Genomic DNA, 12696 nt, shown 5'->3' with positions numbered 1-12696 from the left:
CGTCAGGCTGGCCCACCGGCCGGCATGGCGCAATTGACCCACAGTACCCGGCTTTCGCCGTCATGCGCGTTCATGAAACGATGCGGCCGGGAACTGGCAAAGCGAAAACTGTCGCCGGCTTCCAGCAGCATGTCCCGATCTTCCACCACCAGCGTGATCCGGCCTTCCAGCACCAGCCCTGCTTCGACGCCCTCGTGGGTGTACAGATCGTCGCCCGTCGTGCTGTCCGGCGCCAGCGTTACCATGAACATCTTCAACGGAGCCTCATCCTGCGGCGTCAGCAGCCGCTTCGTGATTCCGTTCTTCAGCATTACCGGGGGCCGGCGCGTACGGCGGACCATGATCGGGTCCGGCGACGCCATCCCAGACTGGTCGAGAAAATCTCCTGGCGAGGCCTGGAGGATTTCCGCGATCCGGATCAGGTCGCGCACCGAGGGCGAGGACAGGCCGCGTTCGATCTGGCTCAGATGCCCGACCGAAATGCCGGCCTGGTCCGCAATCCGTTGCAGGGACAGCTCCAGCGCCTTCCGCCGCTGACGCAGGTGCCGCCCCACGGCACCATCCGGATTTTCCATGCATCGCCTTCACTGGCTGGGTGGTCAGCCCGTCCGATATAGCTGGTTTTTTCACGAGCGTGAAAAATTTCTTGCCGGCCCATCATATCGATCCTACAATAATCTGGACAATCCAGCCATTGTTTGCGTCCTGATGCCCATCCGGCACACAGCATGGAAGGGTCTGCGAAATCACGTCCGGAGTAGCGCGCCCATGTCAGACCGCCCGGCTTGCAGACCCACGATCACCCGCCGCGATTTCACCAACGACATTGCGGCCACAACGACATTGGCCAACGCCCTTTTCGGCGTAGTCTTTCCCTTCGTCGCCTCCCCCGGTCCGGCCATTTTCTGAGCAGGATGCCCCGTACCCGGGCCGGGCGGCGCCCGGACAACGGAAAGGACAAGACGTGGCGCCAGGCAGCATCGACTCAACACCGGCGGCATCGCTGCGCATTCGCCATATCACCATGATCTCGCTCGGCGGCGTCATGGGGGCGGGTTTCTTCATCGGTTCCTCGGGCGCCATCGCCATGGCGGGGCCGGCGGTGCTGCTGTCCTATGCCTTTGCCGGCATCCTGATCTTCTTCGTCAACCTGATCCTGTGCGACCTGCTGGGCCGCACACCCCATCGCGGGTCCTTCGTCAGCCAGGTCGGCCATATTCTGGGCCCGCGCTATGGCTTCGTCATGGGCTGGACCTACCTGCTGGTCTGGATCACCACGCTGGCGGCGGAAATCATGGCCGCCGCCTCGCTCCTCGCTCCGCTGGTGCCGCTGCCCTACTGGCTGCTGGAACTGCTGGTGCTCGCCAGCATGACCGCGCTCAACCTCGCCTCGGTACGCGGATATGGCGAGACCGAATATTGCCTGTCCTTCACCAAGGTCGCCGCCGTGGTGATCTTCATCCTCATCGGAGCGATCGCGCTGGCCACGGGCCACCATGTGCCCCACGCCGCGTTCCTCGGCGGCAGCCTGTTTCCCCATGGCGGCGTGGCCATTCTCAGCGCCGTGCCCATCGTCGTCTTCTCGATGGCCGGCACCGAGATCGGCACCATCGCGGCGCTGGATTCCGACCAGCCGAAGAAGAACATCGCCCGCCTCGCCCGCACCATCGCCATCCGCCTGCTGGGCTTCTACCTGTCCTCGATCGCCGTCATCCTCTGCCTGCTGCCATGGCAGAACATCGCCCCCGGCCATTCGCCCTTTCTTCAGGTGCTGGATGCGCTGCGCATCCCCTTCGCCGACACGCTGATGACCATCGTCATTCTCGCGGCCGTTCTCTCCACGCTGAATTCCGGCCTCTACGCGTCGTCCCGCATCCTGCGCGATGTCGCCCTCGCCGGAAACGCGCCCGCCACGCTCAGAGCCACCGCCACCGCAAGCGGCATTCCGCATCGGGCCATTCTCTGCGTGGCCGCCGCCAGCGCCGCCGTGGCGGCCTCGGCCATCCTTTCACCAACGGTAGTGTTCGCATTCCTGATCAGCGTCGTCGGCGTCTTCATCATCGCGGGCAACATGATGATCGTCCTCGCCCGGCTGTATCTGGTGCGTGACGGGCGCCGGGCCGCGATCCTGACCCTGGCGGGCCTTGGCGCCGTCCTCGTCGCCATGGCGGTCGATCCGCATGCCCGCCACGAACTCGCCCTCGGCGTGGTCGCGATCGGCGGCATCCTGATGCTGGAACGGATCGTGTCCGCCTTGCGCCGGCGGGCGGTAAAAGGTCGGGCTCTGCCCGAACCCGCAAGGGGCCAGTCGGCCCCTTGACCCCCAAACGAATGGATTCCAAAGGCACCGCCTTTGGCGGGGTGCGGGGCAGAGCCCCGCGAAAGAGCCCTCCAGTGAACCAACTGGCCACCGGAAGGCTCCAGCCTCACTTGCCGTCGGGCAGGGCGTAAACCACCAGCGCATCGCTGACCGGGGTCATCATGAAATGATGGCCACCCGCCATGATGGCAACATACTGCTTGCCCTTGTACTCATACGTCATGGGCGTCGCCTGCCCGCCACCCGGCAGCACGTCGTTCCACAGTTCCTTGCCGCTCTTGGCATCGAACGCATGCAGCATGTTGTCGGTGGTGGCACCGACAAACACCACGCCACCGGCCGTCACCACCGGGCCGCCATTGTTCGGCGTTCCGATCGTCAGCGGCAGATAGGTGGGAAAGCCCCAGGGGCCGTTGGCCCGGGCGCTGCCCAGCGGATGCTGCCACAGCACCTTGCGCGTGTGCATGTCGATCGCCGTGATCATGCCGTAAGGCGGCTTGTTGCACATCATGTGCGTGTACTGGTTCCAGAACGGCGAAACCACGATGCCATAGGGCGTGTCGGCCATGGCGCCATTGCCTTCCGCCCCGCCACCGCCGGGTTTGAAATTGGGATCGTCGATCGGCATCAGGCCCAGCGCATCGGCCTTCTTGCGCGTGACGAGCTGATCATACATCGGCGTCACGTTCCAGTTGGCGATCAGCACGCCCGTCTTCGGATCGTACGCCATGCTGCCCCAGTCGCTTCCGCCGTTATAGCCGGGATATTCGATCCACGGCTTCTCGACGCTGGGGGCCGTGAACTCACCCTCATATTTGGCGCGACGGAATTTCAGGCGGCAGAAGAGCTGGTCGATGGGGGACATGCCCCACATGTCGCTTTCCTTCAGGTCCGGCAGGCCCAGGCGCGGCATGCCGACCGACCAGGGCTGCGTGGGCGAACGCGGATCGCCCTGCACATCGGTCGCGAGCGGGGCCGGGCGTTCCTCGACCGGCAGGATCGGCTTGCCGTCACGGCGATCGAGCACGAAGGTCTGGCCGCGCTTGGTCGGCACCACCAGGGCTGGCACCGGGCCGTCCTGGCCGGGGAAGTCGATCATGGTCGGCTGCGAACCGATATCGTAATCCCAGACGTCCTTATGCACGGTCTGGAACACCCAGCGCGGCGAACCGGTCTTCACATCCAGCGCCACGATCGCGGACGAAACCTTGTTCTCCTCCGGCGAGCGCATGGCGGAATAATAATCGGCCGCCGAATTGCCGGTCGGGACATAGACAAGCCCCAGCGCATTGTCGCCCGTCATGGTCGCCCAGGAATTGGGCGTGCCACGGCTGTAATGCTGGCCTTCCGCGGGCTCGCCATGCTGGTCCGGGCGGTTGACGTCCCATGCCCACAGGAATTTTCCCGTTTCGGCGTCATAGCCACGGATCACGCCCGAGGGCGCCCAGCGGCGCTGGCCATCCAGCACTTCGTGATTCACCACGATCGCGCCGTTCACGATCGGGGGCGGCGCCGTCATGGACACGAACCCCGGAACGGATTCCCCCATGCCCTTCATCAGGTTGACCTGGCCGTGATAGCCGAAGCCTTCGCACAATTTGCCGGTATCGGCATCGACCTCGATCAGCCGCATGTCCAGCGTGCCTTCGAGGATTCGATTATGGCAGGGCTCCCCCTCCGGCACGGTCGAGGAGGTGTAATACACCACTGCCTTGCAGGCGGCCGTATAGGGAATGCTGGCATATTTCACGCCGGCCTCGTGCCGCCAGATTTCCTTGCCGGTCGCCGGGTCCAGCTTCACGATGTCGTTCATGGCCGTACACATATACAGCCCGTCACCCACCTTGATGGGGGTGGTCTCGGCGGCCCATTTGTTCACCTGGCCCGGTGCCGGCTTGCTGCCGGTATGATAGACGAACGCGCGCGTGAGCTGCCCGACATTCTGGGGCGTGATCTGCTCCAGCGGGGAAAAGCGCGTGGCGTCGGTATCCCGCCCATAGGCCGGCCAGTCATCATGCGCCGGATGGCTGCCGATCTGCTCGACGGCAGGCGTGGCCTCACCGGGCTCGGCCGGCGGTCCATCGGGAATATTCGCGGCATTGACCCCGGGCGCCTGCGGCGCGAAAGGCGACGGGCCTGCAAATTTGTTATCGGCCTTCTTCCCGGGCGCATCCGCATCCCCCGGTCCGGGCGGGGCTTCCTTGTAGGCACTCTGGGCCCGAGCCGGCGCGATGCCTGCCACCGCGGACAGAAGCACGAGGCCGCACAATGCCGTGGCGGCAGAAAGATCCGTCCTGGGCATCACGCAATTCCCTTCTGGGCCAAAGATGTTTTCTGAAGACGGCGCAGAACGGGAATGGTCAGCACCACGAGAACGGCAATCAGCGTCGGTCCCAGCAGGCGCGGCAGAAGCCCCCAGCCGTCAAACCCGACCTCCCACAAGGCCCACGGCCAGGTCAGCAGCCATGCCAGCAGATACAGAAAGGCCCCGGCAACCGAGCCCATCAGCATGAGAATACCGCCGGCGATAATGGCAGCGCCCGCCACGACATAGTAAAGCGACCCACCGAGCAGGGCCAGCTCGGCTCCCATGATCAACAGGGGAAGCCCAAGAAGAATGAGCAGTACCGCAACCGCGCACGTCGCCCATTCCGAGGCCTTTCGAGGTCTGTATAAACCCGCCATCCATCAATGCTCCGAACAAAACATCATTCCAACGTTTTGTGGACCATCAGGTTCGTCCGAAAAAGAACTGATTATGACCAGACAGTTCAATATAAAGTGCGCGCCCTATCCGGACAATGCGCACCATCGGCGAAATGCGCCTCCGCAAAAGCTTGAGGGAGGCGCAGCGCGCACAGCTGAAAAATCCCTTTCCATCGCTCGGTTTCTGTATTTTTTGGGATGATATGCGGCTGCATCGCCATTCCGGAACGGAGACGAAAATCTTCGATTTTTCCGAAAGGATTTTTAGAAATATTGGCCGTTCATCGCCATGATTCCCATTCATACCTCGTCCGGCAGCGAGACAAGGCACCTCGGGAAAACGATGGCACGGCCCTGATGGCCAAACAGAGAACACCGATGACGGCGCCGACAATGATGGCCAGCGCGACGCCCCGAATGGCCGGATGACGCGTCTTGACCCCAAACGAATGGATTCCAAAGGCGCCGCCTTTGGCGGGGTGCGGGGCAGAGCCCCGCTTTCAGCGAACCAGGGCTCGCTGAAAAGGCTCCAGCCTCACTTATTGTCAGGCAGGGCGTAAACCACCAGCGCATCGCTCACCGGCGTCCTCATGAAGTGATGCCCGCCCGCCATGATGGCGACATACTGCTTGCCCTTGTACTCATACGTCATGGGCGTGGCCTGGCCACCGCCCGGCAGCACGTCGTTCCACAATTCCTTGCCGTTCGCGGCATCGAACGCATGCAGCATGTTGTCGGTGGTGGCACCGACAAACACCACGCCGCCGGCCGTAATCACCGGCCCGCCATTATTGGGCGTGCCGATCGTCAGCGGCAGATAGGTGGGAATGCGCCACGGGCCGTTGGCCCGGGCACTGCCCAGCGGATGCTGCCACAGCACCTTGCGCGTGTGCATGTCGATCGCCGTGATCATGCCATAGGGCGGCTTGCTGCACAGCAAGCGCGTGTACCGGTTCCAGAACGGCGAAGCCATGATGCCATACGGCGTGTCGGCCAGGGCACCTTTGCCTTCGGCCCCGCCACCGGCCTTGAAGCTGGGATCGTCGACCGGCATCAGGCCATCGGCTTTCCTGCGGGTCAGGATCTGATAGACCGGGGTCACGTTCCAGTTGGCGACCAGCACGCCCCTCCTGGCATCATAGGCCACGCTGCCCCAATCGCTTCCGCCGTTATAGCCGGGGAATTCGATCCACGGCCTGTCGACGCTGGGGGCCGTGAATTCGCCCTCATATTTGGCACGGCGGAATTGCAGGCGGCAGAAAAGCTGGTCGATGGGCGACATGCCCCACATGTCGCTTTCCTTGAGGTCCGGCAGGCCCAGGCGTGGCATGCCGACCGACCAGGGCTGCGTGGGCGAACGCGGATCGTCCTTTACATCAGTCTCCACCGGGACCGGACGTTCCTCGACCGGCAGGATCGGCTTGCCGTCGCGGCGATCGAGCACGAAGGTCTGGCCGCGCTTGGTCGGCACCACCAGGGCCGGCACCGGGCCGTCCTGGCCGGGGAAGTCGATCATGGTCGGCTGCGAGCCGACATCGTAATCCCAGACATCCTTATGGACGGTCTGGAACATCCAGCGCGGCGAACCGGTCTTCACATCCAGCGCCACGATCGCGGACGAAACCCTATTCTCCTCCGGCGAGCGCATGCCAGAGTAATAATTGACCGCCGAATTGCCCATGGGGACGTAGACAAGCCCCAGCGCATCGTCACCCGTCATGGGGGCCCAGGAATTGGGTGTGCCGCGGCTGTAATGCTGGCCTTCCGCGGGTTCACTGTGGTCGCCCGGGCGGTTGACGTCCCATGCCCACAGGAATTTTCCCGTTTCGGCATCATAGCCACGGATCACGCCCGAGGGCGCCCAGCGGCGCTGGCCGTTCAGCACCTGGTGGTTCACCACGATCGCGCCGTTCACGATCGGCGGCGGCGCCGTCATGGAAACGAAGCCCGGAGCCGCCTCCCCCATGCCCTTCATCAGGCTGATCTGTCCGTGATCGCCGAAGCCTTCGCACGATTTGCCGGTATCGGCATCAATCTCGATCAGCCGCATGTCCAGCATGCCTTCGAGGATCCGGTTGTGGCACAACTGCCCCTCCGGCACGGTCGAGGAGGTGTAATACACCACCCCCTTGCAGGCCGCCGCATAGGGAATACTGGCATATTTCACGCCGACATTATGCCGCCAGACCTCCTTGCCGGTTGCCGGCTCCAGCTTTACTATGTCATTCATGGCCGTACACATATACAGCCCGTCGCCCACCTTGATGGGCGTGGTCTCGGCGGCCCATTTGTTCGCCTGGCCCGGCGCCGGCTTGCTGCCGGTATGATAGACGAATGCGCGCGTGAGCTGCCCTGCGTTCTGGGGCGTGATCTGCTCCAGCGGGGAAAAGCGCGTGGCGGCGGTATCCCGCCCATAGGCCGGCCAGTCATCATGCGCCGGATGGCTGCCGATCTGCTCGACGGCAGCTGTCACCTCCCCGGGCCCGACCCGCGGCTCACCGGGAATATTCGCGGCATTGACGCCGGGCGGCGCCACCTTGTAGGTGCTTTGGGCCCGAGCCGGTACCATGCCTGCCGCTGCGGACAGAAGCATGAATCCGCACAATGCCGTGGCAGCGGCGGGATTGACCGTCGCCATCACGCAATATCCTTCTCTGCCATGGCTATTTTCTGAAGGTGGCGCAGAACCGGAATGGTCAGCACGACGAGAACGGCAATCAGTGTCGGTCCCAGCAGGCGCGGCAGAAGCCCCCAGCCGTCAAACCCGACTTCCCACAAGGCCCAGGGCCAGGTCAGCAGCCACGCCAGCAGATACAGCAGGGCCCCGGCAACCGAACCTCTCAGCATCAGGATACCACCTGCAATAATGGCTGTTCCTGCCAGGATATAGTAAAGCGACCCACCAAGCAGGGCCAGCTCGGTCCCCATGATCACCAGGGGAAGTCCAAGAACAATGAGCAGTACCGCAACCGCGCACGTTGCCCATTCCGAGGCCCTTCGGGGCCTGTATAAACCTGCCATCCGATCACGCTCCAGAAGAAACACCACCCCCAACATTGTGTGGCGCATCAGGTTCTCTGGAGAGCGACTAATCGTAATGAGTTCTTCAAGACTCAGCACGCTCTAACACGTTCATTCGTCTCGATATTTGAGGCAATTCTTAAAAATTCCCAATGACCGACAGACGTTCACGATCACGGAGAATCCTGTTTGTTTCCTCCATTGCCATATTTTCGAAAAACGAAAAAATAACGAAAAACTTTCGATTTCATCAAGATCAAACCAAACACCGAACCGGGCGTTCAATTATACTCCCGGACGCGCGGAAAGCGCGGCGTCTTCCTTCAGCGCCAACTGCGTCAATCGCTTTTCATTCTTCCTCAGGAAGAGGCCCGAGAGGAACAAGCCGATGATCGTCACGATTCCGATCGCCATGCCCGTCGGACCGGACAGCTGCGAGATCTTGCGCCCGAGAATATAGGTGCCCAGGGCATAGCCGCCCGCCCAGCACGTGCCCCCCAGGGTATTGAAGAGCATGAAGCGGCGCCAGCGCATGTTGCATGCCCCGGCCAGCAGCGCCACACAGACACGCAGCAGCGAGACAAAGCGCCCCAGAAAGACGATGGTACTGCCATGATGGCTGAACAGATAACGCCCGAGAATCAGCCGTTCGGGCGTCAGGCCGATGCGGGCACCATGTTTCTCGAGCAGCGGAAGGCCGAAATGCCGTCCGATCATGTAGCCGAAATTGTCACCGATGACGGCGCCGGCAATGGCGGCCAGCGCAACGCCCTGAATGGCCAGATGATGCGTCTTGAGGCAATAGAGCGATGCCGTAATGATGCAGGTTTCAGCCGGGATGGGAATGCCCATGCTCTCCAGCAGAACGGCCAGGGTCACGATACCGTAACCATAATGGTGCAGCAGGCTGTCCAGATGCTGAAGCAGGGGAGGCTTTCCTTGCGCTGATCGACCAGCCCGTTTGATGGGGGCAAAATGCCCCCCGGGGAAAGAGAAATTAGCGCATGACAGCCCTTCCCCAACGGTCGGCGCGCAGCCGATGGCCCTTCGCGATCAGCCGCTGCCCTCGTTCACATCAGTCGGCGGAACCGAAAATATCCTGCAGCGCGCGTTTCATGACGCTGGCATCAAGCGTTTTACCCAGCCACAATTCCACGCCGATCACACCCTGGTTGACGAGCATGCCAAGACCGTCGAGCGGCGTGCAGCCACGCGCCTTCGCCTCGCGCAGCAGGTGCGTCCTGGGCGGATTCGGGATCACGTCGGCGACGATGTGCCCTTTCTTCAGGCTGTCCAGCGCAATCGGCGGCAGCGCATCCTTGTCGCCCAACCCGATGGAGGTGGCATTGATCAGGATATCGACATCCTCGGGGATGCTTACCGCGCCGTCCCACGGCATGGCGGCCGCGTCGCTTCTGGTATTGTCGCGCACCAGCGCCGCGATGATTTCGGCTTTCGCGGGGTCGCGGTTGACGACCGTGATATGCGCGGTGCCGGCAAGGCCCAGCTCCACGGCAATCGCGCGGGCAGCGCCCCCAGCACCCAGCAGCAGGACCTTCTTGCCGCGCGGATCGGTCACGTCCTTCAGCGAGGCCAGGAAGCCCTTGCCGTCCGTATTGTCACCGGTCAGCCGGCCGTCGCGGATGGTCACGCAATTGACCGCACCGATAATCTTCGCCGCCTCGGACAGCGCATCCAGATGCTGGATGACCGCAACCTTATGCGGCAGCGAGCAATTGAACCCGACCCATTCCATCGCCTTCGCGCCCCGAACGGCATCGGCGAGATTGTCGGGCTTCACATCGCAATTGATGTAGCGCGCGTCGATGTCATGATGGCGATAGGCGGCCTCGATCATGGCAACCGTCGGGTTGTCGGCGCAAGGCGTGGAGAAAGATCCGGTCAGGATACTCAGGAAGCTTTTGTCACTCATTCGACGCTCCGGAAACAGGCGTTGCGATCAAGTTGCGTAGCTATGCATAAGCGGCCCTGGGATGTCCAAGGTTGAGAAATGACACAAAGTTAAAGCCATGACCCGATGCCACCACACTCAATCAATTGCGCATCAATCACGCCTTTACGAAATACCGTATGGCCGCTTGCCAAAATTTCAAATGCCACAGAAGTAAGGACAGGAGCGGCGTGAAATCTGTGCATGACACCGAACGCCGTATCGGGAATCACGACAAATCACCCGAAGGAACATTCTTTCTCTATCAATAAAGTTTCGAATTCGCCCCGTGATTAATCCAGCAGATTCAACGAAAGCATTTCAACCATGAACCAGATGGATCTCAGGGCCCAGAAACGCGGCCATGCACAATCCTGCTCGAGATGCGACATCCCTTCGCCAGACCGTCAACCATTTCAGGATTGATGAGGACCGGGTCGCCTTTGCGCCATGTGGCGTCGGGTCCATGAAAGGACGGGCGACCCTCCTCCCCTCAGCTGAATCAATCCGATCGGATGCCCAGCCATGGACCAGGACGGTCACGACCGGACTCGGCGCCATGCGGGTCGCGCCCCCGATATCGGTCCTGATGGTGCGAGCTGCGGGACTCCAAACCACCGTTATGAATCGTGAATTCCATAACCTGTTGTTTTCGCACAAGATTCTGAATGATTGTGTAAGAGCCTGTGTAATAGGTTGTGGCAAAATCGTCAAGGCTATTGAAGGGAAGCTCCATGAGGTCTGGCATGATAATTTTCTTAATCGCGGAGGCTTGAACAGGTCTATGGGTAACATTGTTTATTGGGACGATTTAGAAGTTGCGACTTACAGCCAGTGGCTGATAGCGATGCTATATGTTCAATAATCGTATTTCATTATATCTTTTATTATATCGTTTGGCAAGTCATTCGGAAACAATTCTTCGTCTGCGTCGTTTTCTTCTGATGTATTGGCTTCATCTAATTTGATATCCTCATCTTTTATATCGTATGAAGGAAGTCGACTATTATACAGACTATTTATGACCTCAGGGGCGTTCTCTGGAATGAGACGTCGATGTTCTTCTTCTGTGTCAGCGTCGTTCAACCAAAGAGTGCTAATGTAACGGAATACGGCTTTATGCTGGTCAAGTGTCTTTATCTCGGACGTCATGCTAGTATACTCTAGGTAGACAGATGACACGCGTTCCCAATAAGCGACTTCTTGAGAAGGGTGTGAATCTCGCATGAAACCATCCAAGCAAGAGTTCATTGAGAGGGTATAGACACCTAAAAGACTGGCTCTTATCAAGCGAATTCGGCTAATAATTTCTTCTGATAGATGTTGGTGCCTGATGGGAGATTCTCGTATTTTACTAATTTTTACTTTTATAATTTTAGAATTATTTAATTGCGAAAAATAAGATTTTCGTCTCTGTATTTTTTGAAACAGTTCGGGCCGTATAATTTCGATAATTTTCACTGCCAATTGATTTATCGAGATTGAATCGGAGTTAATTGCATATTTATCCGCTAACGGTGGACTGTATTTCACAACTTCTTCGAAGCTTACACCTCGCCAGATCGGAAGAATGACCTTCTTCCCAACCATTTCACGACTCACTAGGCCACTTAACTCTCTTTCAGGCCAGCGTTTTGCAAAAAAAGCTTTTGAAAGCACAACTAATCCGTAGTCGGATTTTGCTAGTCCTGCGTCTATACTCCTGCTTAAACTGTCTCCCAATTTCAGTTCATATTCATCATACCATACCTTAATACCAAATCGATTTAGAGTATCAGCTAAAGTGGCTGCGAACTCCTTCTTGTCTTCAGAAGCGTGCGAAATAAAAACATCCCACTTATTTTCGGGTAAATTTTTCATGCCTACCTCATAAACCGTCAGGCCACTATAATTGTCTTCTCCTTGAAGGCAACACAAGTAAATGTATTCTATCAATTTTCCTTAGTTGATTAAGTTTTTGTTGCCCCAAAATCATCTGATTTGGAAATATGTCCCATTAGCATATCGGCTATGCATTTATATCATTCCGATGCGGGGATTAAGGGACGGTTTAGGAGTTCATGGCACGCCACGCCGTGAATAACGAAAACATTGATGCTGAGCCCCAAGCGCCTGTCAGAAAACCTGTTCCCCGATTCAGGCATGTAAGGAAAGAGTAATACGAAGTCATACGCTGTATTGACCGATGTATGGCAAAAAAAGAGTGGTTTCCTATTGTGGGATATTATATAATGGGAGGAATGTATGACAGATAAGAACAGCGTGCATACTCAGAACAAAATTCCTTGGTCAATCCGTGGCATTTCACCCAATGCAAAATCGTTTGCATCAGTTCAGGCCAGGAAGGCCGGGATTAACGTGGGTGAATGGGTAGAACTGGCTATCCTTGAGAAGGCCAAGAATGACAGGAGCGGGGGACGCTCGGTGGCTGTGAAAGAACAGAAGCCTGTGGACGCCACTCAGGTCAATGGCCTGTTGGATATGATGCAGAAGCTGACTGCTTCAGGTGTGGAAATCCCTGCATCTCTTTCACGTAAGACAAGCAGCCTGCTGAGCAAGGTCGCTACGGATATCAAGAGGGGCCATTTCTAAGAGACCGTTTGAGAATGTGTTGATGCGGTGGCTTGGGCGTGATTCAAGCTGGGGATGTGGACCCGAGCGAGCCGTGGCCGGATGGCTGGATTTGAGAAGCGATTAA

At 59.1% G+C, this 12696-nt stretch carries 11 protein-coding genes; 3 read left to right on the top strand and 8 right to left on the bottom strand.

Going from position 1 to position 12696, the window contains the following annotated elements; genetic code table 11:
- Positions 1 to 2: 2 nt before the first annotated feature.
- Complete coding sequence (locus HLH35_RS18475; RefSeq protein ID WP_182968543.1) at positions 3 to 575, bottom strand: cupin domain-containing protein; 573 nt, start codon at positions 573 to 575, stop codon at positions 3 to 5.
- A 389-nt stretch (positions 576 to 964) separates the two neighbouring features.
- Between HLH35_RS18475 and HLH35_RS18470 the strand changes: the two genes are divergently transcribed.
- Entirely contained in the window at positions 965 to 2320 is a 1356-nt protein-coding gene (locus tag HLH35_RS18470) for an amino acid permease (RefSeq protein ID WP_338029396.1), read from the top strand.
- A 106-nt stretch (positions 2321 to 2426) separates the two neighbouring features.
- Here HLH35_RS18470 and HLH35_RS18465 read toward each other — a convergent pair whose 3' ends face one another.
- Together HLH35_RS18465 and HLH35_RS18460 are read right to left on the bottom strand one after the other, a co-directional pair.
- On the bottom strand, positions 2427 to 4622 hold the full coding sequence (locus HLH35_RS18465) for a pyrroloquinoline quinone-dependent dehydrogenase (RefSeq protein WP_182980544.1): 2196 nt from the start codon (positions 4620 to 4622) through the stop codon (positions 2427 to 2429).
- On the bottom strand, positions 4622 to 5005 hold the full coding sequence (locus HLH35_RS18460) for a glycerol dehydrogenase (protein ID WP_182980543.1): 384 nt from the start codon (positions 5003 to 5005) through the stop codon (positions 4622 to 4624). The genes HLH35_RS18465 and HLH35_RS18460 overlap by 1 nt, the downstream gene beginning before the upstream one ends.
- Between HLH35_RS18460 and HLH35_RS18455 the strand changes: the two genes are divergently transcribed.
- Positions 4938 to 5228 (top strand): hypothetical protein, encoded by a 291-nt coding sequence (locus HLH35_RS18455; RefSeq protein ID WP_182980564.1) that lies wholly within the window; start codon positions 4938 to 4940, stop codon positions 5226 to 5228. The genes HLH35_RS18460 and HLH35_RS18455 overlap by 68 nt on opposite strands.
- A gap of 333 nt (positions 5229 to 5561) precedes the next feature.
- Here the strand turns inward: HLH35_RS18455 and HLH35_RS18450 are convergent, their stop codons facing one another.
- The 5 genes from HLH35_RS18450 to HLH35_RS18430 all read right to left on the bottom strand — a co-directional run bounded on the left by HLH35_RS18450 (position 5562) and on the right by HLH35_RS18430 (position 11858).
- A complete protein-coding gene (locus tag HLH35_RS18450; protein ID WP_408870142.1) occupies positions 5562 to 7619 on the bottom strand; it encodes a pyrroloquinoline quinone-dependent dehydrogenase in 2058 nt (685 codons plus the stop codon).
- Positions 7620 to 7663: 44 nt separating this feature from the next.
- On the bottom strand, positions 7664 to 7954 hold the full coding sequence (locus HLH35_RS18445) for a glycerol dehydrogenase (protein ID WP_338029397.1): 291 nt from the start codon (positions 7952 to 7954) through the stop codon (positions 7664 to 7666).
- A 378-nt stretch (positions 7955 to 8332) separates the two neighbouring features.
- The gene (locus HLH35_RS18440) at positions 8333 to 8926 is read right to left on the bottom strand and encodes a DedA family protein (protein WP_338029395.1); all 594 of its coding nucleotides are present in this window, start codon (positions 8924 to 8926) and stop codon (positions 8333 to 8335) included.
- Positions 8927 to 9122: 196 nt separating this feature from the next.
- The gene (aroE, locus tag HLH35_RS18435) at positions 9123 to 9980 is read right to left on the bottom strand and encodes a shikimate dehydrogenase (RefSeq protein WP_182980541.1); all 858 of its coding nucleotides are present in this window, start codon (positions 9978 to 9980) and stop codon (positions 9123 to 9125) included.
- A gap of 876 nt (positions 9981 to 10856) precedes the next feature.
- Entirely contained in the window at positions 10857 to 11858 is a 1002-nt protein-coding gene (locus HLH35_RS18430; RefSeq protein WP_182980540.1) for a toll/interleukin-1 receptor domain-containing protein, read from the bottom strand.
- Positions 11859 to 12242: 384 nt separating this feature from the next.
- Between HLH35_RS18430 and HLH35_RS18425 the strand changes: the two genes are divergently transcribed.
- The gene (locus HLH35_RS18425; RefSeq protein WP_182980539.1) at positions 12243 to 12590 is read left to right on the top strand and encodes a hypothetical protein; all 348 of its coding nucleotides are present in this window, start codon (positions 12243 to 12245) and stop codon (positions 12588 to 12590) included.
- The last annotated feature ends 106 nt before the right edge of the window (positions 12591 to 12696 follow it).

This window comes from Gluconacetobacter asukensis, assembly GCF_014174375.1.
In the GTDB taxonomy this organism is placed as follows: Bacteria; Pseudomonadota; Alphaproteobacteria; order Acetobacterales; family Acetobacteraceae; genus Gluconacetobacter; species Gluconacetobacter asukensis.
The sequence above is the reverse complement of the archived record's forward strand: the minus strand, read 5'-3'. Positions and strand labels throughout refer to the sequence as shown.

Bases quoted from the DNA above. Each gene is read 5' to 3' on its own strand.
- HLH35_RS18475 (WP_182968543.1), bottom strand. From the start codon at position 575: ATGGAAAATCCGGATGGTGCCGTGGGGCGGCACCTGCGTCAGCGGCGG.
- HLH35_RS18450 (WP_408870142.1), bottom strand. From the start codon at position 7,619: ATGCTTCTGTCCGCAGCGGCAGGCATGGTACCGGCTCGGGCCCAAAGC.
- HLH35_RS18465 (WP_182980544.1), bottom strand. From the start codon at position 4,622: ATGCCCAGGACGGATCTTTCTGCCGCCACGGCATTGTGCGGCCTCGTG.
- HLH35_RS18460 (WP_182980543.1), bottom strand. From the start codon at position 5,005: ATGGCGGGTTTATACAGACCTCGAAAGGCCTCGGAATGGGCGACGTGC.
- HLH35_RS18455 (WP_182980564.1), top strand. From the start codon at position 4,938: ATGAGCAGTACCGCAACCGCGCACGTCGCCCATTCCGAGGCCTTTCGA.
- HLH35_RS18445 (WP_338029397.1), bottom strand. From the start codon at position 7,954: ATGGGGACCGAGCTGGCCCTGCTTGGTGGGTCGCTTTACTATATCCTG.
- aroE (WP_182980541.1), bottom strand. From the start codon at position 9,980: ATGAGTGACAAAAGCTTCCTGAGTATCCTGACCGGATCTTTCTCCACG.
- HLH35_RS18425 (WP_182980539.1), top strand. From the start codon at position 12,243: ATGACAGATAAGAACAGCGTGCATACTCAGAACAAAATTCCTTGGTCA.
- HLH35_RS18430 (WP_182980540.1), bottom strand. From the start codon at position 11,858: ATGAAAAATTTACCCGAAAATAAGTGGGATGTTTTTATTTCGCACGCT.